Raw genomic sequence first — 21096 nt, 5'->3', positions numbered from 1 at the left:
GGATAGTTATGGAAAGTGATTATAAGTATGGAAAGAGAGTTACCCTGGTTGGAACTGTTGTAAATATTCTGCTTAGTTTTGTTAAATTACTAGTGGGATTTTTTTCAGGAAGTTTAGCCCTAGTTGCCGATGGATTCCACTCACTATCAGACTTAGCAAGTGATTTAGTTGTATATGTGGGTTTAAGTTTTGCAGAAAAACCAGATGATAGTAGCCATCATTTTGGTCATGGGAAATTTGAGACATTTTCAGCCTTCCTGGTTGGTGTTTTGTTGGCCCTTGCTGGTATTGTTATAGGTAAAGACTCATTTGTAATGTTTAGAGCTGTATTTAATGGGGAGATTTTACACCCACCTAAAATATGGGCGCTTTATATAACTATCTTATCTGTAGTCGTAAAAGAGATCTTGTATAGATATACAAAGAATGCCGGAAAAAAAATTAATAGTCCTAGTGTAATTGCCAACGCATGGCACCATAGATCTGACTCCTTTTCATCAATTGGAGCATCCTTGGGTATAGCTGGAGCTATATTCTTGGGAGGGAAATGGGTTATTCTGGATCCATTAGCTGGTATTATAGTAGGTTTGATACTGTTGAAAGAGGCTCTTTCTATAATTAGAACTAATGTCGCTGGTTTATTAGATGTATCCCTTGGTAGTGAAAGCACTTCCCTTATTAAAAAGATAGTAGAGTCTACTGCAAACTGCAGTGAACCCCACAATATAAGAACTAGAAGTGTTGGTAAGAGAGTTGTTCTCTCTCTTCATATAAGAGTTAATGATAATTTTACAATAAAGAAAGGACATAGTATCGCCCATGATGTGGAAGATAGGTTAAAAGAGCATTTTGGAGAGGATGCAATTGTTACTGTTCATGTGGAACCTAAGAGTCTATGTTCAGATGCTTTACAAAAATAGATATAAATAGTACTATTAGCTGTGAATATTTTCACAGCACTAAACAAAGGAGTTAATATGGCGGGAATTGAAACAACTTTAGGTCTTGTTGAAAAGACTTATAATAAGACAAGAGAGAATTTATCTGTTGTTAGAGATAGGTTAAATAAACCTTTAACTTTGGCTGAAAAAATAATGTATGGACATCTTGATGATCCAAAAAATCAGGATCTTAAGCAAGGTGAAAGTTTCCTACTTCTTAATCCTGATAGGGTAGCTATGCAGGATGCCACAGCACAGATGGCAATATTACAATTTATGCTATCTGGAAGGGATGAGTCTGCCGTTCCTGCAACTGTTCATTGTGATCACTTAATTAGAGCATATAAAGGGGAAGATAGTGACTTAGCTGTTGCGATGGATGAAAACAGAGAGGTTTATGACTTCCTAGCTTCCGCCTCTAGCCGATATAATTTAGGTTTTTGGAAACCTGGAGCAGGAATTATCCACCAAGTAATACTTGAGAATTATGCATTCCCTGGTGGGCTGATGATAGGAACAGATTCCCATACACCTAATGCTGGTGGTTTAGGAATGTGTGCCTCCGGTGTTGGTGGTGCTGATGCGTCAGATGTAATGGCTGGATTAAACTGGGAAGTTAAAAACCCTACAGTTGTAGGTGTAAAATTAATTGGAAAGCTTAATGGCTGGACTTCTGCTAAAGATGTAATTATTAAATTAATTGGAATGTTAACTGTAAAGGGTGGAACCAATAGAATTATAGAGTATTTTGGTGATGGGTGTGAATCCATAAGTTGCACTGGGAAAGCTACTATTACTAATATGGGAGCTGAATTAGGGGCTACATGCTCTGTATTCCAGTACGATAGTAGAATGAAGGACTATTTAGAGGCTACAAATAGAGCTGATATAGCAAAATTAGCTATGGAAAATATTGATATATTAACCCCAGACTCTGAAGTAGTAGCAAACCCAGATTTATACTATGAAAAAGTTATAGAGATAGACCTATCAACTTTAGAGCCACATATAACAGGACCACATACCCCTGATGCTTTCCATCCACTTTCTAAAGTAAAGGAAGATGGAGCAAAAGAGGGATGGGAATTAAACCTATCCTCAGGACTAATTGGGTCATGTACAAATTCATCCTACGAAGATATGGGGCGATCTGCATCGATTTGTAAGCAGGCAAAAAAACTTGGTATTAAAATGAAGTCTACATACTTTGTTTCCCCTGGTTCTACCCAGGTTAGAAAGACTATTGATAGGGATGGATTTACCCAGGATTTTGAAGATGTTGGTGGTGTTATGCTAGCCAATGCCTGTGGTCCATGTATAGGTCAGTGGTCTAGGGATGATTTTAAAAAGGGTGAAAGAAATACAATAATAAACAGTTTTAATAGAAACTTTAGAGCAAGAAATGATGCAAACCCAGAGACTTTAGGTTTTATAGGGTCTCCAGAGATTGTAACAGCTATGGCTCTTGCAGGAAGATTAGACTTTAATCCAATTACAGATACAATCTCTACTCCTAATGGAGATATAAAATTAGAGGCACCTGTTGGTGATGAGCTACCTAAAAATGGTTTTGTTACAGACTTAGATGGATACCAAAAACCGGAAGGTAGAGGGGTTCAAGTTATAGTTGCAGATGATTCTAAACGACTACAGCTGTTAACTCCATTTGCTCCATGGGATGGAGAAGATATTACCGATTCTCTCCTACTGTGTAAGGCTAAGGGTAAGTGTACTACAGATCATATCTCTCCAGCTGGACCTTGGTTACAGTATAGGGGACATTTGGATAATATATCTGATAACATGTTAACTGGTGCTGTAAATGCATTTTCTGGCGAAACTGGGGAAGCTACTAGTATTTTGTCAGGAGAAAAACATAGTTTTAGTAAGGTTGCTAGAGAGTATAAGGCTGCTGGAAAGAGTTGGTTTATTATTGGTGATGAGAATTATGGTGAGGGATCTAGTCGTGAACATGCGGCTATGAGTCCTAGACTTTTAGGTTGCAAGGCTGTAATTACTAGAAGTTTTGCAAGGATTCACGAGACAAATCTTAAAAAGCAGGGTGTTTTAGCTTTAACTTTTAAAAATCCTGAAGACTACGATAGAGTTGACAGAACAGATATCTTGGCAATTAAGGGGGTAAAAGAGTTTGCTCCAGGTGTTGAACTTACACTAGAGATTAAAAAGGATGATGGAGAGATTGTAAATATCCCTCTAGTTCATACTTTTAACAATCTACAGATTGAGTGGTTTAAAGCTGGATCTGCCCTTAATGTATTAAGAAACAGTTAATTTAAATATTCGATATAGATAACCTCCATGGTTTACCATGGGGTTATCATATTATATCAATCTAAAGAAGTTCTGAACCATAGGCTTCTATTTGGGCTAATGCAGGGAATTCTGAGGGATCATTTGCCTTTTTTAACTCTTTTAATTCAACAAAATTTGTTTCTATTTGATCAAAAGTTATAGTTTGTCCCAAATGAGTTTTCTCTAGTTTAAATGTAATTTCTTCCCCATTAGAAAATTTTAATGTAATATTTTCCCACCAATTATCATGGGGGAAATCAGCCCTAATATATAATTTTATTTTATTCAAAATTAGGGTTCTACCAAACTCTATTTTTATCTTTGCATCTGGATTTCTATTAATTCCCCATGATTCAAATGGCCAATTCCCGTGAGACTTATTTGCACGATTACAATTTATTGCATTTTTTGCTGCAAATACAGATTCATCCCTTGTTTCTACATTTGCAGATGCATGGGGGAAAAAACTATTATTTCCATGGTAATCATATTTGTTCGACGTTAGATTCCTATAATTATATATCTCTTCTTTTTCAGCTACTCTTGCTGACATTAAGTGTTTTGTTCCACTAAAGGATTTTTCTGAATAACACAGTTTTTTTTCATCAAATGGTATTTTAAATTCAATCTTACCCTCTTTTAAGTATACTAATGACTCTCCAATAGCATCATCCAGCTGTAAGTGTACAAAAATATTATTTTGTGTACTTTCAAGCTCAATATAATCACCTTTTTGATACTCTTTGTTATAAAAAATATATATATCATCTCCGCTGGTTTCAGTTAAAGTCTTATTATTTTTATCTAGTACTCTTAGCGTTAACATTGTTCCTCCATAAAATTTATAATGTTTCCATTTTTATATATTAATAAGTTATTATTTCTATCTAATTTTGGTAGATCCCTAGAGCTTATTTTAGAATTGGTATCGGAATAAAATGTCCCAATAATATTTACTCCCTTTGTTAGATTCCCCTGGATAATAGGTATTTTTACTCTATTCCATAATACATTTAAATTTGGAATAGGTTCTAAAACCCTTTGATTGTATTTTCCTATCATCTGTATTATGTTAGATCTCTCTCCAGTTTCCGATTCAAGAGTTATTTCTGAACTTGTTATTGTTTCCTTAACTTTTGATGTCTCGTTATTTATGGAAAATCCACCTTCAACAAAAACAAGAGGTCGATTACTTTCAATTAAATGTATTCGTATATGACCATTTAAGTGGGGTATTAAGAAGGTTTTAACTATTACATCTTTCCATGGAGACCATTTTGTGTAAATATACTGTTTAGTTGTTTTTGCTTCTAAAATTTCCCTTTTAACTCTCCAGTAGTATCCATCTTCAGACAGGCAAAGGTTATTATCACATCCGATTTTTTCCAACATATAACCTTCGTTACATACACAAAAACCAGAAATAGTTGAGTAGGCGAATTTACTATATTTGGCTGCTTGCTGGTTTACTTCATAACCTAAATTATACTGTCCTGAAGTTAATAAAACCCGATTATTACCATCTGAAGGATATATAATCATATTTTTATTTGACATTACGATGTTTTCTTTAAGTTTAGGAAGAATAACTTCTTCTGCCTTCCAAAAAGGATGATCATCCTTAGAGTTGAGTAACAAAAAAGTTTTAAAAGCCCAGTAGGGGGATGTTGGAGAGTTATATTGTTCAGACATAAATAAATTGGGATATCTATAACCGATTGAGAGGAGTCCATCACCATTAAATATTGGGTTTTTAAACCAATATCTTAGGTTACCCAAAAGAATAGCTTTTATCTCTCCCCAGGGAAGTAATTCCATATCGGCATAGATACAAGCTGAAAAAAAGGAGACTGTAGCAAATCTATAGGTTAAACTTCTTCCAAAAGGAATCTCCCTTCCGTCTTGGCAAAAAAAATGTTTATATGATTTTGCAAACTCATTAGCTCTTTCTTGGAATATAATCGACCACTTAGTATCAAAATTCTTGGCTAGTTTTGAATATAATAATCCGTAATAGTGAAAAGCGAACCCATTATAATAATCAATCTTTTCACTATCTAGGTACCACCCACTTTTTATATACATAGAGTCAATTTTTTCCAAACTATGGTCTATCTCTCCTTGATTATATTTACAACCTAGAAGTCTAAGGCAAGTATTAACAATTACTTTAAAGAACTCCCAATTGTTATTTGGAATTTCTTTCCCGTTTAGACTATAAAGCCAATTTCCTATTGAAGTTTTATTTCTAGGTGATAAGGTATCCCAAATTATATCCTTCGTCTCAACTAAAAAGAAAGCTATGGCTGGCATTTCCACAATTCTTTGATCGAATGCAATAGGAAAGCCCCAGAAGGATTTATCACCTTCATTACATCCATCTATTATCATACCGGTTATTTTATCAATCCAATTCTTAAACTCGCCAGTTTTTATTCCAGAACCTAAAGCCCATAGTATTCTACTAAACCCTTCAAGGGCTACAACTTCATTAGAGTAACATGTTCCGGTAGACCCAGAGAATTCCCATTCCTCAACAGGTTTTAAGAAATATTTTAATGCTTCTAATAAATCCTTTTTTGTTTTTAATGGGTTTAGATCTAATGATGAATAGAATTTATTATCTACCAATATGATACCCTATCCATTGACATATTAAGTAAATTTTCTAAGTAGAAGTAGTCTCCCCAAAGTGTCGACTCATCAACCCCTTGGCCGTGGGGCTTGCTATAAACTGAATGCATAAGAAGTCCATGTTGCTCTGGGTACTCTTTCGTTGTGTAGTTTTTTATTAAAGAGTTTGTAATTTTTTTAGCATAATCGTTATATTCTTCCCCTAATACTTTACTTAAAAGTAATAATCCTCCAACAGAAATTGCTGCTGATGATGAGTCCCTCTCTTCTTCTCCTTTTTTAAAAGATAAGTCCCAGTATGGGATAAGGTCCTCTGGCAAATTATTTATGTAATAATTAAATATATCCTTGGATTTTTCCAAGAATATTTCTTTTGGGTAGTGCTCATAAGCTAAAGCAAAGCCGTATACTCCCCAGGCTTGTCCCCTTGCCCAACAAGAATTATCTCCTGCTCCCTGGGCTGTTGAGCCGTGTAAGGGTTCCCCTGTCTTAACATCAAAATGGTAACAATGATAAGTCGTGTTATCATCTCTAATTAAATATTTCACTGATTGATCTAGATGGTTTTGTGCCGGTATTAGGTATTTCTCATCTTGAGTTTCTTCATAAGCCCAAAAAAGTAAAGGAACGTTCATTGTACAATCGATAATCATACGTCCCCTTTGTGTGGGATCATCTAAATCTCCCCACGCTTGTATAATTCCAGCTTTTTTATGATATCTTTTTAATAATACATCAGCGGCGAGTAGTGCTGTCTCTTTGGCATAGGAGTTTTTAGTTAATTTCCATGCGGCAACACAGGAAGGAATATACAAAAAACCCATGTCATGATGATCAATAACAACTCTTTTTTCTAGGCGCTCCCTGTATATCTCAATATGAGACTCCGCTTCTTGTCGGTATTTATTATCCCCAGTCCATTCATAGGCGAGCCATAACATCCCTGTCCAGAATCCCCCTGTCCAACAATTATTTGAAGTTACTTTATATTTACCATCCTCGGTAGAGGCCATGGGGAATTTATCCCCATGAAATGTATTTAGATTTTTGTTTATTCTCTCTATGCAATAAGAAATAGCTTCTTTTGTATCCATCTCTACACCTTTTCCCAATCCCAAGAATATGCCTTAATAGTTCTTTTTAAATACCCATCTCTCTCTGTATATATCTTAACACTTTGCTCCTTATTTGTTGAGTTAACTAGGGCGAGCATGGATGTCTCTGGATAAAAAGCAACATCTACATAGGGGTTATCTGACAGATATGGAGTTAATTTAGAATCACTTTTATTTAACCATAATATAAGATTTTCTAAAAAGCGTGAATTTTCTAATGTGAATGGAAGATTAGAAATATATGATGAACGACCTGTTCCATAACTATTCACACATAAGTTTATCTGTTGACCATTTGATTTTAATATGGATATTTTCTCATCTATAGGGTATACATCTTGATCTTTCCCAAAATCTTCTAGCCCAGTTAGTGATTGATATAGAATATGGGATTCATCTATCTTTAATGGCATAGCAACCCTACCCATAGTTAAGCCTGTTTCCTTTTCTAAACCTAGGATATCTCCAAGTTGAAAAAATCTCCCATCCTTAAGATATGATGATGGCTCTCCTATTCCTAAGAAACCTCCTCCATTTGAAACAAACTCTCGTAAAGTGCTAATTACCTCTGGATTTCCCCACTGTTCATGACCTGTCCATGAAGTCATTGAGTCTCCCATATTGATTATAACCCCAATATCACTATTAATTCCATTTGATAATATATCGTCAAAACTTATAAACTCAATATCAAAGGGAAGGCCAGATAGACACTCCATTGGATTACTTCCTACAAACTCCATAATGTCTGGTCTAGAAGGTATATGAAAACGTTGATCCTTTACTGCATTTTGAAGCCATGACCTTAAACTTCCCCAGGAATTAAGAATTGCAACTTTTCGTCCAACTGTTTTAGACTTTGTTCCTTTTGTATTTTCTAAATATAAATTGAACTGACTACTTAAATCTGAAACATGTTCAATAAAGTTGGGGAATTTATTAGCAAGGGAGAGGTATCCTCCATAACCAATTCTATGGATATTTGATCTAAGAAGTGCTCTTCTTATTTTGACCCAGTTATCCATTGATCCTCCCTCTGGATTATTTCCTTCTTTAAAAACATCGGGGAAAAAATATGGATAAAAACGTGCTTCTCTTATCATTTCTCCTGGGGAGTCAGACAATCTTCTTAGTGCTACACCATCCTCCACAGCCCCAATGTTTATATCAATACCAATTTGTTCATACTTTTTACTAAAAGGTTCTGTTCCAATCCAGTGATCACCTTGGAACATCGCTGCTCTTTTACCTGCTTTATGGGCTATCTCTACCAATTCACTACTAAATCCAACTACAAAATCCCTTATAAAATCCATCCAGTCTAAGTATTTTTTACTTGGATTTTTATATGTAGCATTGTAATATCCATTATCTACAAAATCCTCTGGGGTCATTTTGTATCCATACTTTTTCTCAAAATCTATTAGTGCTTCTGGACTAACTGTTTCCCCATACCCTAGCCAATCTCGATATATATCTTGGTTGTTTTCTCCTGAATCGATTACAAAATTAAATGCAAATGTTGTAAAACGTACAACAGTTGTTTTGGGATGTTCTATAATCCATTTTTTAAACCAAGAGACTAAGTACTCCCTACACTCTTTGTGGTATGGGTCAAGGCTTTTGATTTTACGCCCAGTCCATCCATTAGTTAAGTGATTATACATTGAAACTGAGTCCCAAACTTGTCTAGCTAAAAATGAAACGGTATACTCATTGTAGGGAATTGCATTATTAATTATTGCGACTCCTTTTTCAGTATCAATTTCCCAATTTGCGATATTAACAATCGAAGAATTTGTTCTATTTCTTACTTCGAACCATAATTTTGGATCACTATTTGTATCAACTTCGTATTTATCTTTACTGTAGCCATCTAAAAGATTAATTGTTAACTTCTTCTCCGTTGCTGTTTTAGGGTGAGACATTAGATACTTTCGGTGAAGGTACTCAGGGTGCGCATCAGCAAAATCTTGCTGTGCTCTCACAACACAGATAGTAGAATAGACTTCACTACCTAGATTTTCTAGCTCTCTGGACATTGTTGTCCCATCGGAATCCCTTAGTGCATCTGCATTCCACTTCTTATACAGATCTAAAACAAGCTCTTCGTGTCCTGACTCTACAGGGAGTGTCATATAGCCTTTTTTATCATTATTAAACATTTTTACCCCTTAATTCCTGCTGACATTGTTCCTTGAACAAAATGCTTCTGTGCAGCTAGAAAAACTATTAAAACTGGTATTATTGAAATAACTGCAGCAGCCATCTGTGGACCAACGTAGGTATAATACTCATTGGCAAAGTCAGCCATTCCTAAAGGAAGAGTTTTCAATGAAGGTGATGATAGGTAGATTAGTGGACCGAAGAAATCGTTCCAAAAGAACCTAAATGAAAAAATAATTAATGTTGCAATTACTGTTTTTGATAAAGGCAACATAATTTTTCTAAAAATTAGGAACTCACTAGCTCCATCAATTCTAGCTGATTCAACTAAACTTTCAGGTATTGTTACAAAAAATTGTTTAACAAGAAATGTTCCAAATGCTGTAAATGCTGATACTAAAATAAGCCCTGTATGACTATTATAAAGCCCTAAATTCTGTACTATTAAAAATTGTGGTATAATTACAGCCTGTCCTGGAATCATTATTGAGGCAATATATAGGATAAAGACAAAATCTCTTCCTCTCCATTTTAATTTAGAAAAACAATAACCAGCTGTTGTTGCTGTAATAATCTGGAGAAAAACAATAATTCCAGTAACTTTAAATGAATTGAAGATATATATTGGGAACTTATCTAACAACGCATGAAAGTTTTCAAGTGTAGGATTTGTTGGAATTAAATTGAATGGTACAGCATATATGTCAGCTTCAAATTTAAACGCATTAGAAAAAGCGATTATAATTGGGGCTAAAATAATAACTGTAACTACTAGTAATAATAAATAAGACAGTGATTTTCTTAATGTATTCTTATCTTTTAACTTCATTTTTCTAAGCATCATATGTTACCCACTTTTTTTGTTGTCTATATTGCCACAAAGTAATACCTAAGATAATTATTAGTAAAATAACAGATTGAGCTGAGGCATATCCAAATCTAAATCTCTGGAATGCGTTCTGGTAAATTTCTAATACTACAACTTTAGTTGACCCAGCAGGCCCTCCACCTTCTGATCCTCCAGTCATTACATAGATTAAGTCAAAGACCTTAAATCCACCAATTATTGACATAGTGAATGAAAAAAATAGAACAGGACTAAGTCCAGGAATTGTTATAGATATTAGTTTTCTTAAAGCTCCAGCGCCATCTATTTCAGCCGCCTCATACAAGCATGGGTTTATCTGTTGTAATCCCCCTAATAAAATGATCATATAATAACCGAAATTCTGCCAAACAGAGACCGCTATTATTGTTCCAAGTGCAGATTTTGGATCTGCTAACCATCTAGAAGAAGGTAGTCCAAAAAAGTTTAGAAGTTGATTTAACATTCCATTATTTGGCTCTAATATAACCATGAATGATAAACCAATAGCTACAGAAGCAATAATATTAGGAAGAAATATTACACCTCTAAAAAAACTGTTAAGTAAAAGTTTCTCATTTAAAATAATCGCAAACAACAATGCAAATAATATTTGAAACCCAACGGCAAAGATGACATATTTTAATGTTATCCATAAGCTACGTGTAAATATTGGACTTGTAAAAGCTATTATGTAGTTTTTTAACCCTGTAAAGCTAAAATTCGGACCACCTGTGTAATTGGTTAAGGAAAGGCCAAACGTCATTATTATTGGGATTATTATAAATAACATAAAACCCAAAAAGCTAGGTAGTAAAAAAATAGAACTGTAGTCAAAGGCGTTTTTTCTATCTTATTCATGTACAGATTCTCCTTATAGCCTGGCTAAGCCAGGCTAAAAAATATTAGTTTGATTCTTTTATAGATTGTTCCAGTAACTCTGTTAATCTAGGAATAAGCTGATCATCAGTTAATTCTCCTAATAGATACTCCTCTGCAACGACACCTAGTGACTCTTCAAATGAATATTTTGTAATTGGTCCTGGCATAGCTGTTTTATCTTCAAAGAAATATATTAAAGACTCTTCATCTGGGATATTGGTTGAAAACTCTTCTTTTGCAACTTCAGTAGCTACTGCAGGCATTGCTCCAGCTTTAGCAACAACATCTTGTCCTTCCTCACTTCCTAACCAACTAACAAATTTAAATGCGTTCTCTTTGTTATTACTTCTAGAGGCAACATTAACCATTGTTGGAACACCCCATGTTCGGTAGTCAGAGTAGTTATTTGGAACCCTTGCGATACCCCAATCATCCCAACCAAAGTCTATAAAGCTACCTTTGTCATAACCATCTTTTAGCATTCCCGGGAACCACTCTCCCATAATAACCATTCCAAGATTTCCTTTGAAAAACGCTTGACTGTAATGCAATCTACTAACTTTCATATCAATAAGTGAGTCCATTGATTTTTCAGCTTCCATCTGTTTTCTAAGCTTTAAAAAAGTAAAAGTTTCTGGCCCTATATCAATCTTACCGTCCCTTGTTACAATATTTTTTCCTGCCTGAACGCTAGTATGGTATTGTTGTGGTGTCCATGTATGAACCAGTCCACCAAAAACATTACCATCACCAGATGCAACTTCTTTTGATACTTCTGCAAATTTATCCCAAGTCCATTCATCTCTTTCAATATAATATGTAGGATCTTTTACACCCTTTTCCTTAAATAATTTCTTGTTGTAATATGTATAATATGCACCTCCTCTCCACGGAACACCTATTATTTTACCATCTTGAATTGCTACTTGATCATATGCATCTACAGCTTTCATATCTGCACCAGTTTTTTCAAACCACTCATTTAATGGCTCAATAAATCCATTTTCATTTTGAGTTAATGTGTCGTTTGCAACCATTCCAAACCAGACATCCATATCTGCATTAGCAGCTAATAAAATAGCTAGTTTTGATCTATACTCAGAAGCAGGTATTAACTGTTTATCTAGTACAATTTCAGGATGTGCTTTCTCGTAGGCTTCTACAATTGATACTAATACTGGGTCATCCCATAAATAGATAATTAGTGGCTTATTATCTAAAGACTCTTTTTGACCGTTAGCGAATACAGAACTAAAGGCAAATAATGCCATTAGGAGTAAAGTTGAAACTCTTTTTGTCTTTTCCATTTTGTTCCTCCGTTTTTTAAGGTAAATCTTTTTTACCAAATCATGGTTAAATTACAACATGGGTTTGGTAATCGAGGTACTTTGAAAAATAAATAAAACTTTGATTATAGAGAATTTATACTTTGAAATTTAATTATTTATTTAAAAATTGAAGATTACTGTGATATTCTAAAATCTCCAGGAGTCTTTCCTGTAATTTTTTTGAAATATGTAAAAAAATATGAGTAGTTCATAAAACCAGATGCTTCTGCTATATCTTTAATAGGTTTATTAGTTTTTAATAATAAATCCTTCGCAAATTCAATTCTTTTACTTCCTATATAATTAGAAAGTGAATCTCCTTCTATACTTCTAAATGTATCTCTAACATAACCTGATGATCTTCCTACCTCTTCTGATATTAGGTCTGGACCTAAATTCAAGTTACATAAGTTATCTTCTACAAACTCCTTAACCTTTTTATGTATTTCCACTTTTTTTAAATCTGTACGTCCGGTTTTAATGGATTGTAATCTATTGCAATATTTCTCAAATAACTCCCTAGCCTCAGGTATTGTTTCAATATCTGTGATAGCATCATTTAAATTATTTATTCCTTCAATTACAATTGTCTCTGGATTGAGTATGGAGTTTTGAAATAATCTGTATCTAATAATATTTATTACATAATGAAATGCTTCTTCTGAGCCATCTTTATCACAAAGATCTAATAATTCTGTTATAATTTTCCAGGCTTCTTTTGCGTTTTCTAAACGTATTGCAGAGTCCAGATGATTAATTTCATTTTCATTTATTTCAAAACTACTACTTAACTTCTCATTTTGATCTAATAGTGGTATCTGGGAATTCCTTTCAAATTTAAACTTTCTAGAGAAACTTGAGTTTAAAAGTGTATACTGAGACATGAATGAGTCTGTATTTGTAGTAAATGATGATATACAGAATGAAAAGGATAACCCATTGTTTTTAATAGATTCACTTGATTGTTTCTCTTGTAGATATTCTACCATTTTTTTAGTAGATAGAAGGGATATTAAACAAAATTTATTAGTATTACATCTAATAAAATAGATTGTATTTAGTCCAGAATCAAAGGATATGTCTTTTGAAGTATTCTTTTCTAAACCTATTAGGGCAATTGTCCACTTACTGTTTTTTTTATCTAAAGCTGACATTACTAAAAAATCATCTTCTAAATCGTGGTCAGGGTAGTAATCTATAACTCTTTTTATAGACTCTTCGATATTTCTAGTAAAAGTAATTTTATTATATGCAAGTATAAAAAGAATTATAAAGACTATACTTCCTCCTAATGATAAAAGAATTAGAATTTTTCTTAATTGAATTATTTCATGATATAAATCATTTTTAGGGGAGTATAATATGAACCTCCAGGGTAATTCATTGTGATCTAGCCACCAAACTACACTTTTCCCACCATTGATAATAGTTTCTATTGAGCCCTCTTCCGCCTTCATTTGACTAATATTATAAAAATCGCTAGTTGAATCTAAAGAGTTACCAAACATAGTTTTATCAGGATGTAATAGGATTTTGTTGTTTCTGTCTATAATAACTAAATCAGAGGTTATATTCATATCCATTGGTGCAATTATTTCAGATATTTTACTAACTGATAGATTTATAATTATACAAGAAGTAGTTTTATTATTATCTACTCTTTTCCCTAGTATCATGGAGTAAATATTTGTATTTTCTTTATTATTAAAAAAATTAACTTGCCTAGGTCTAAATACGTGTGTTGCTTCATCTATATTATTATTTACAAGTTTATCAATAGTATTGTCTGATAACTCGCCTCTCTCCCAACCTGAAAGAGTTGATATAATTCCATTTGTTTCGCTATAAATGTAAACAGAGTGTAAAAAATCATTTTCTAAAATAATTTTGTCGATCTCTTCTAAGGCTCTAAGAGCAACTATATTTGAAGGTTCTTTGCTATATATAAATTCTAAAATAGGCTTATTTTTCTCTAAGCTGATAAATTTAGGCATGCTCCAAAGATGGATATGGGAGAACATTTTTGATGAAGTTTCTAGACTGTCAAAGGTCCTTCCATTTATAATTCGGCTTGTTGTATTTGTAAAAGGTATAAATAGGAAGAAACTTATACTTAGTATTGTAAATATTCCGGCTACAATCATTAAACCGTTTTTTTTAAATATTTTTGTGTAGTTTGCTAGTCTCAAAATTTACTCCCCAATAAAAATTATATGTAAAATGTGAAAGTGGAACTTTATGCTATATTTCAGAAGAATTAAGTTACCGATAAAAGTTGTATCATAACATATTATATATCATTTTTTTTGAAAACATAGATTAAATATATTTATGAATTTTAGAAAAATAAGAAATTTCATAAAATTTGATAATTATAAATTGACAATATGAAATTCTATGGTATCTTGGAATGGTACCGTTACCGGAAACGATACCGAGAACGGTACCAAAATTGGTTTTTTTTGTAATTTATACTAAGGAGTCTGTTATTAAAACTGTAAATATTAAGGATGTAGCTAAGGAAGCAGGTGTTGCCGTTAGCACAGTCTCAAGGGTTTTAAATAATCACTCCGATGTAAAAAAAGAGACTAAAGAACATGTATTAGAGGTTATTAAAAGACTTAATTATGTTCCTAATAATAGTGCTCGAAACCTTAAAAGAAATAACTCTAATGCAATAGGTATTTTTGTATTAGGGGAGTATAATCCATTTTTTGGGGATATTGTAGAGTCCTTAGAGAGTGAGATTTCAAGTAAGGGATACTCTGTTATGATTCACTTCCACCATGCGGAAAGGGATGCTCTAGAGAGTGCAGCTCAATTTATTATTGAAAAGAAACTACTTGGCTTAATATATTTAGGTGGTGCTGTTTCAAAGGATAAAGAGGGATATTTTGAGGGTTTAGAGGCCCCTGTTGTATTTACTTCTACTATTATAGAAGAGGGGGTTAATAGAGACCTCTTTTCCAGCGTGAGTATAAATGAAGAAGATGGGGTTAAAGAAGTTACTAACTATCTAATTGGTTTAGGGCATACAAAGATAGGTATAATTATTGCTGAAAGAATGGGGTTATGTGTTTCCCCCAAAGATTTGCTGCTTTTAAAGATGTTTTAATGGGAAACGGCTTAGATTTCAGTGAAGAGTTCTTAGTAAGTGGTGATTATTCAATAAAGTCAGGCTTTGACTCTATGAATGAGTTATTAGATAGGAATCTAGGGATTACAGCTGTTTTTGCTGTAAATGATATGATGGCAATAGGAGCAGCTAAGGCTGTTCTAACTAAAGGGTTAGATGTCCCTGGTGATATTTCAATTGTTGGTTATGATGGTTTAGATTATGGTAAATATTTTAACCCTTCCTTAACAACAGTAAAGCAGCCAAATGCTGATTTTGTAAGAAGTAGCTGTGATATTTTATTAGGTATTATTGAGAGGAATTCTAAAACTAGACACATAGTTCTAGAGACTAGGTTTATAGAAAGAGAGTCTTGCAAAAGAGTAAATTAGAATAAATTACACTGTATAGTGTATTTATATATACAAAAAATGGAGAGACAAATGAAAAGATTATCAACATTATTGATTTTCATGTTAGCGCTTGCACACGGTGTATTTGCTAACTCAAACACAGAAGCTACAGAATCTAACAAAGCTGTAGAAGTTAACATTTTTCAATTTAAAGTAGAGATTGCAGATGAGTTACAAAAAGCTGCTAGACTTTATGAGTCAAAAAACCCTGGTGTTAAAATTGTTATTGAAACAGTTGGTGGTGGTGACGATTATGGTGCTGCATTAAGAGCTAAAAATGCATCTGGAAATATGCCTGATATATATAATATTGGTGGACCACAGGATGCAAAAGACTGGAACTCAATGTTAGAAGATCTTTCTGACCAACCATGGGCTAACAATGTTGTAGGAACTGAAAACGTAACTATGGATGGACAACTTTTAGGTCTACCATTTGCTGTTGAGGGTTATGGTTTAGCTTACAATAAAAGAATTTTCAAAGCTGCTGGTATTGATGCAAGTAAAATTGTTGATTTTAAATCTTTAGAAGCTGCTGCAGTAGCTTTAGACTTAAAAATTAAAAATGGTGATTTAGCCGATGAGTTCCCTCTTCTAGAAGCTGTTTTTGAATACGCTGCAAAAGAGACTTGGGTTACAGGTTTACATACTTCAAATATTGCCTTAGCTCAAGAGTTAGGTAGTGGATTAACAGCTTCTGAAGCTAAAACTATCGATTTTAAATACGCTGATGGTCTTAAAAAAATAATCGATCTTCAAGGAAAATTTAGTTCTAGTTCTGAGAATACTGGTCTATTAAACGCTGTTGATTATTCAACTCAGGTAGATACAGGTTTAGGAATTGAAAGAGTAGCTATCATTCAGCAAGGTAACTGGATTTATGGTGGTGTTAAAGCTGTTGATCCAGCTGTAGCTGATAGTTTAGGATTCTTACCAATGCCAATGGTTGGTGCTAAAGAAGATTCAATTGCTGTAGGTGTTCCAATGTACTGGTCTGTAAACAGTGAGACTACAGATGCTGAAAAATCTGCATCAAAAGAGTTCTTAAACTGGTTATATACATCAGAGGAAGGAAAAGATATTGTTGTTAATAAGTTCTTCTTTATACCTCCTATGAAGTCTGGTTATGAGAACTATCCTGTAGCAGATCCATTAGGTAGAAGTATTACAGAGTTTATCTCTGCTGGAAAAACTATTCCTTGGGTATTTATGGGTTATCCTTCTGGTTGGGGTATGGATGTTCTAGGTGTTAAGATTCAAGCTTATTATGCTGGAGAGTTAACATGGGACGAAGCCGTTTCTCAAGCAAAAGCTGAGTGGGCTAACGCGAGATAATATTTTTCATTAGATGGGCAAGCGTTTGCCCATCTGATTTTTTACGGATTAACTATATAGAGGTATAAATGAAAACTTCAAAATTGTCCTTTGGGCTATTTGTTGCACCTTGCTTAATTGCATTTTTATTAGTGGTTATAATTCCAACTTTTAGTGGAATTCTAATGTCATTTACGGATTGGAATGGAATAGATGCTAATCCAAACTTTGTAGGCCTTACAAACTATGTTAAAGCCTTTACAGATGATATGGTTACTACAAAATTCTTAACAGTAGAATTTCAAATGCCTCGTTTTATAAACGTATTTTTATTTACAGCTGAGTTTGCTATTGTATCTGTTATTTTAATTAACGCTATTGGTTTTGGCCTAGCTCTTTTAGTAACTAGAGGTTTAAAGGGTAGTAATATTTTAAGAAGCGTATTTTTTATACCTAACCTTATTGGTGGGTTAATCTTAGGTTTCTTATGGCAGTTTATTTTTACAAAGGTATTTAACCATATTGGTGACACCTATGGTATTGAATTTTTAAAAGGGTGGTTATCCACAACTGGAACAGGTTTCTGGGGTCTTGTAATTGTTCTATCTTGGCAGATGTCAGGTTATATGATGATTATTTATATTGCCGCAATACAGAATATTCCATCTTCTTTATTTGAAGCAGCGGATTTAGATGGGGCAAATTTTATTCTTAAATTGAAAAACATTATTGTGCCTTTAGTTGCACAAGCATCAACAGTTGGTCTTTTTTTAACACTTTCTAACGCATTTAAACTTTTTGACCAAAACTTAGCCTTAACAAATGGTGGGCCATATCTATCTACTCAGATGTTGGCATTAAATATATATAGAACTGCTTTTGTAATGCAGGACTTTGGACAGGGACAGGCGAAGGCTGTTATATTCTTAATTGCTGTTTCTGCTATAACTTTAACTCAAATGTCTATAAGTAAGAAAAAAGAGGTGGAATTTTAATGGAGTCTAAAAAAAATAAGATAATATTAAGTATTGTAGGAGTACTTTTAGCCCTACTGTTTTTATCTCCCTTTTATTTAGTTGTTGTAAACTCTTTTAAAACTATGAAGGGTATATTCATAAATACAAATGCACTACCCTTTGGAGAGTACTTTGTTCTTAGTAACTATCCTATAGCCTTTGAGAGACTTGATTTTTTAATGGCAATTAAGAACTCCCTTACAATAACAATAGTGAGTACAGTGTTTATTGTTCTATTTTCATCAATGGCGGCTTGGGTTCTAGTTAGAACTAAGACCTGGTATAGTAACTTTATTTTTATGTTATTTGCTGCAGCAATGTTAATACCATTCCAATCTGTAATGTTACCTCTTGTAAGCTTAATGGGTAAATTAAACTTCTTAAATCCTCCAGGTTTAATATTTATGTATGTTGGTTTTGGTTCCAGTCTATCTATTATCCTATACCACGGTTTTATTAAAAGTGTACCTTTAGAGTTAGAAGAGGCTGCAGTTATAGATGGGTGTAATCAGTTTCAGATATACTCAATAGTTGTATTTCCACTACTTAAACCAATAACAGTTACAGTTACAATTTTAAATGTAATGTGGATCTGGAACGACTTCTTACTACCACAACTAACAATTAATAAGCCGGAGTGGGCAACAATTCCATTAAAGATGTTCTTCTTCTTTGGTCAATACTCCAAGCAGTGGCATTTCGCTTTAGCTGGATTATTAATTACAATGTTACCTGTAATTATCTTCTACTTCTTTGCTCAAAAGCAGATTGTAAAAGGTGTTATGGCAGGTTCTATAAAGTAGATTTTTAGGAGTTATAATTGAAGAAATTAAGTATAGGTAGTCCCTTTAATACAGGGGCTATTATTGATACCAGTGATATAATTGATATTAAGGATCTTTCTCTCTATCCACTTTTAAAGTTAGAGATTAAGGATGAAGAGTTTAAATTAACCTTTCAAATGGGAAAGAGGGATATAGTTTATGGCTTAGGTGAGAATGTTGGTGGAATAAATAAAAGAGGTTCTTTATACGAATCTTTCTGTTCCGATGATTTTGACCATACACCTGATAAAAGTTCCTTATATGCTGCCCATAACTTTATTCTTATTGATGGGGATAAACAGATCGGTCTGTTTTTCGATTATCCAGGAAAGATCGCCTTTGATATAGGTTATACACATAAGGATATCCTTTCTATAACCAGTGAGAAAAGTAATATAGACATCTATATAATAGAAGGTGATAATCTTTTACATATAGTACAGAAATTTCGAAACGCTATAGGTCAATCTTACGTCCCTCCTAAATGGGCTTTTGGTTTTCAGCAGAGTAGGTGGAGTTACCCTAATGACAAATCGATAACTGAGGTAGCAGATAACTTTAGGAGGAATAAAATCCCATGTGATGCAATATATATGGATATTGACTATATGGAGGATTATAAGAATTTTACCATTGATAAAACAAAATTCCCTAACTTTCCTAATTTTGTAAAAGAGATGAAGAATAAAGGATTTAGATTAGTTCCAATTATAGACGCAGGTTGTAAAAAAGAAGATGGTTATGATATTTGTGAAGAGGGTTTAGAGAATAACTACTACTGTGTAGATAAGAATGGAAAACCCTTTGTTGGTGCAGTGTGGCCGGGAAAGGTTCACTTCCCTGACTTCTTAAACCCAGATACAAGAGAGTGGTTTGGTGATAAGTATAGTGGTTTAATTGAACAGGGGATCGAAGGTTTCTGGAATGATATGAATGAACCCGCTATCTTTTATTCAGAAGATGGTCTACAAAAAGCCTTTGATAAAATTGAGGATATTAAGGGACAGAACCTGGATATTTACTCATTTTTTGATCTAAAGAGTACCATGTTATCTATATCTAATAGTATGGATGATTATAAGAGTTTCTATCATAACGTTGATGGAGAGATGGTGAATCACTACGATGTACACAATCTGTATGGATATAATATGACCAGGGCTGCAAGTGATAGTTTTAGTTCTAACTACCCAGATAAAAGATTTTTACTCTTCTCTAGAGCATCCTATGTAGGTATGCATCGATATGGTGGAATTTGGACTGGAGATAATAAGTCCTGGTGGGAGCATTTAGAGCTAAGCATTAAGATGATGCCATCCCTTAATATGGTTGGTTTTTTATACTCTGGTGCAGATGTTGGAGGATTTGGATGTAATTCAAACTCTGAATTAGTTACAAGATGGACCCAGTTTGGAATATTTACTCCACTATTAAGGAATCATGCTGCACTAGGAACAAGGCTTCAAGAGCCATTCTCTTTTGATTCTGAAACTACAGATATTCTAAGGAATACACTAAACTTTAGGTATGCGTTAATACCTTATATATATTCAGAATTTATGAAGTCTTCCAAAACTGGAGATATGTATATTAAACCCCTCTCCTTTGAGTATCGAGATGAGATTTCTAGAAGGGTTGAAGATCAGCTCCTAGTAGGGGACTCTCTTATGGTAGCCCCAATATATAAGGCTAATACATTTGGCAGAAACGTGTGGTTACCTGAAGATATGCTTTTATGGAAGGTAAATAAATATAATAACATAGAAGGATTAAAAATTGCTCCTAGTGGATTTAACTATATCGATGTAGATATTGATGAGATTCCACTTTTTATTAAAAGAGATCGGATCTTAATTCTTGGAGAGCATGGAGAGAATGTAGCGGCTATTAACAGTGATGAAATAACACTAATTGCCTTTGTGGATAACTGTGCAACCTATAAATTATATGATGATGATGGTGAAACAAACCAGTATAAAGCAGGGATTTTTAGTGAACTAATTATTACTATCTCAAAAAGGGATGATGAACTTTTTAATATTGAGACTAAAACAAATGGTTTATCAAAGATAAAGAAGATAAATTATAATATTGTAACTAATAAAGGCAGAGTTCTGTCTGGCATTAAAACAATATAAAAAACCTCCTTCCTATACGTTCTACACAAATT

General features: G+C 33.5%; 16 protein-coding genes. 8 read left to right on the top strand and 8 right to left on the bottom strand.

What is annotated here, in order from left to right; all coding sequences use genetic code 11:
- Positions 1 to 8 precede the first annotated feature (8 nt).
- Both EW093_RS07075 and EW093_RS07070 read left to right on the top strand, forming a co-directional pair.
- Positions 9 to 920 (top strand): cation diffusion facilitator family transporter, encoded by a 912-nt coding sequence (locus tag EW093_RS07075; RefSeq protein WP_149567718.1) that lies wholly within the window; start codon positions 9 to 11, stop codon positions 918 to 920.
- Positions 921 to 977: 57 nt separating this feature from the next.
- Complete coding sequence (locus EW093_RS07070; RefSeq protein ID WP_149567717.1) at positions 978 to 3233, top strand: aconitate hydratase; 2256 nt, start codon at positions 978 to 980, stop codon at positions 3231 to 3233.
- Positions 3234 to 3294: 61 nt separating this feature from the next.
- On the opposite strand, the gene EW093_RS07065 is transcribed toward EW093_RS07070, so the two are convergent.
- The 8 genes from EW093_RS07065 to EW093_RS07030 all read right to left on the bottom strand — a co-directional run bounded on the left by EW093_RS07065 (position 3295) and on the right by EW093_RS07030 (position 14433).
- Positions 3295 to 4080 (bottom strand): carbohydrate-binding protein, encoded by a 786-nt coding sequence (locus EW093_RS07065; protein WP_149567716.1) that lies wholly within the window; start codon positions 4078 to 4080, stop codon positions 3295 to 3297.
- Positions 4074 to 5885, bottom strand: a complete 1812-nt coding sequence (locus EW093_RS07060; protein ID WP_187759871.1) for a DUF2264 domain-containing protein — start codon at positions 5883 to 5885, stop codon at positions 4074 to 4076. Before EW093_RS07060 ends, EW093_RS07065 begins: the two co-directional genes overlap by 7 nt.
- Complete coding sequence (locus EW093_RS07055; protein WP_149567714.1) at positions 5879 to 6982, bottom strand: glycoside hydrolase family 88 protein; 1104 nt, start codon at positions 6980 to 6982, stop codon at positions 5879 to 5881. Before EW093_RS07055 ends, EW093_RS07060 begins: the two co-directional genes overlap by 7 nt.
- 2 nt (positions 6983 to 6984) lie before the next feature.
- Positions 6985 to 9168 carry a 1,3-beta-galactosyl-N-acetylhexosamine phosphorylase gene (gnpA, locus tag EW093_RS07050; protein ID WP_149567713.1) on the bottom strand — a complete coding sequence of 728 codons (2184 nt, stop codon included), beginning with the start codon at positions 9166 to 9168 and terminating at the stop codon, positions 6985 to 6987.
- A 2-nt stretch (positions 9169 to 9170) separates the two neighbouring features.
- Entirely contained in the window at positions 9171 to 10013 is an 843-nt protein-coding gene (locus EW093_RS07045) for a carbohydrate ABC transporter permease (RefSeq protein ID WP_149567712.1), read from the bottom strand.
- On the bottom strand, positions 10003 to 10800 hold the full coding sequence (locus tag EW093_RS07040; protein WP_187759870.1) for a carbohydrate ABC transporter permease: 798 nt from the start codon (positions 10798 to 10800) through the stop codon (positions 10003 to 10005). Before EW093_RS07040 ends, EW093_RS07045 begins: the two co-directional genes overlap by 11 nt.
- 139 nt (positions 10801 to 10939) lie before the next feature.
- Positions 10940 to 12223, bottom strand: coding sequence for an ABC transporter substrate-binding protein (locus EW093_RS07035; RefSeq protein WP_149567710.1), 1284 nt, complete (start codon positions 12221 to 12223; stop codon positions 10940 to 10942).
- A gap of 155 nt (positions 12224 to 12378) precedes the next feature.
- Positions 12379 to 14433, bottom strand: a complete 2055-nt coding sequence (locus EW093_RS07030) for an AraC family transcriptional regulator (protein WP_149567709.1) — start codon at positions 14431 to 14433, stop codon at positions 12379 to 12381.
- Positions 14434 to 14696: 263 nt separating this feature from the next.
- Between EW093_RS07030 and EW093_RS07025 the strand changes: the two genes are divergently transcribed.
- The 6 genes from EW093_RS07025 to EW093_RS07000 all read left to right on the top strand — a co-directional run bounded on the left by EW093_RS07025 (position 14697) and on the right by EW093_RS07000 (position 21064).
- The gene (locus EW093_RS07025; protein ID WP_187759869.1) at positions 14697 to 15359 is read left to right on the top strand and encodes a LacI family DNA-binding transcriptional regulator; all 663 of its coding nucleotides are present in this window, start codon (positions 14697 to 14699) and stop codon (positions 15357 to 15359) included.
- Positions 15359 to 15751 carry a LacI family DNA-binding transcriptional regulator gene (locus EW093_RS07020; RefSeq protein ID WP_187759868.1) on the top strand — a complete coding sequence of 131 codons (393 nt, stop codon included), beginning with the start codon at positions 15359 to 15361 and terminating at the stop codon, positions 15749 to 15751. The genes EW093_RS07025 and EW093_RS07020 overlap by 1 nt, the downstream gene beginning before the upstream one ends.
- Positions 15752 to 15802: 51 nt before the next feature.
- Positions 15803 to 17107: an ABC transporter substrate-binding protein gene (locus EW093_RS07015; RefSeq protein WP_223111663.1), complete on the top strand. Its 1305-nt coding sequence runs from the start codon at positions 15803 to 15805 to the stop codon at positions 17105 to 17107.
- A 68-nt stretch (positions 17108 to 17175) separates the two neighbouring features.
- On the top strand, positions 17176 to 18081 hold the full coding sequence (locus EW093_RS07010) for a carbohydrate ABC transporter permease (protein WP_149567705.1): 906 nt from the start codon (positions 17176 to 17178) through the stop codon (positions 18079 to 18081).
- Complete coding sequence (locus tag EW093_RS07005) at positions 18081 to 18905, top strand: carbohydrate ABC transporter permease (RefSeq protein WP_149567704.1); 825 nt, start codon at positions 18081 to 18083, stop codon at positions 18903 to 18905. Before EW093_RS07010 ends, EW093_RS07005 begins: the two co-directional genes overlap by 1 nt.
- Positions 18906 to 18922: 17 nt before the next feature.
- Positions 18923 to 21064, top strand: a complete 2142-nt coding sequence (locus EW093_RS07000; protein WP_187759867.1) for a TIM-barrel domain-containing protein — start codon at positions 18923 to 18925, stop codon at positions 21062 to 21064.
- Positions 21065 to 21096: the final 32 nt, after the last annotated feature.

This window comes from Thiospirochaeta perfilievii, from assembly GCF_008329945.1.
GTDB classification, from domain to species: Bacteria; Spirochaetota; Spirochaetia; order DSM-2461; family DSM-2461; genus Thiospirochaeta; species Thiospirochaeta perfilievii.
This window is presented reverse-complemented; position numbering and strand designations above follow the sequence as displayed.

Bases quoted from the DNA above. Each gene is read 5' to 3' on its own strand.
- EW093_RS07075 (WP_149567718.1), top strand. From the start codon at position 9: ATGGAAAGTGATTATAAGTATGGAAAGAGAGTTACCCTGGTTGGAACT.
- EW093_RS07070 (WP_149567717.1), top strand. From the start codon at position 978: ATGGCGGGAATTGAAACAACTTTAGGTCTTGTTGAAAAGACTTATAAT.
- EW093_RS07065 (WP_149567716.1), bottom strand. From the start codon at position 4,080: ATGTTAACGCTAAGAGTACTAGATAAAAATAATAAGACTTTAACTGAA.
- EW093_RS07055 (WP_149567714.1), bottom strand. From the start codon at position 6,982: ATGGATACAAAAGAAGCTATTTCTTATTGCATAGAGAGAATAAACAAA.
- gnpA (WP_149567713.1), bottom strand. From the start codon at position 9,168: ATGTTTAATAATGATAAAAAAGGCTATATGACACTCCCTGTAGAGTCA.
- EW093_RS07045 (WP_149567712.1), bottom strand. From the start codon at position 10,013: ATGATGCTTAGAAAAATGAAGTTAAAAGATAAGAATACATTAAGAAAA.
- EW093_RS07040 (WP_187759870.1), bottom strand. From the start codon at position 10,800: ATGACGTTTGGCCTTTCCTTAACCAATTACACAGGTGGTCCGAATTTT.
- EW093_RS07035 (WP_149567710.1), bottom strand. From the start codon at position 12,223: ATGGAAAAGACAAAAAGAGTTTCAACTTTACTCCTAATGGCATTATTT.
- EW093_RS07020 (WP_187759868.1), top strand. From the start codon at position 15,359: ATGGGAAACGGCTTAGATTTCAGTGAAGAGTTCTTAGTAAGTGGTGAT.
- EW093_RS07015 (WP_223111663.1), top strand. From the start codon at position 15,803: ATGAAAAGATTATCAACATTATTGATTTTCATGTTAGCGCTTGCACAC.
- EW093_RS07010 (WP_149567705.1), top strand. From the start codon at position 17,176: ATGAAAACTTCAAAATTGTCCTTTGGGCTATTTGTTGCACCTTGCTTA.
- EW093_RS07005 (WP_149567704.1), top strand. From the start codon at position 18,081: ATGGAGTCTAAAAAAAATAAGATAATATTAAGTATTGTAGGAGTACTT.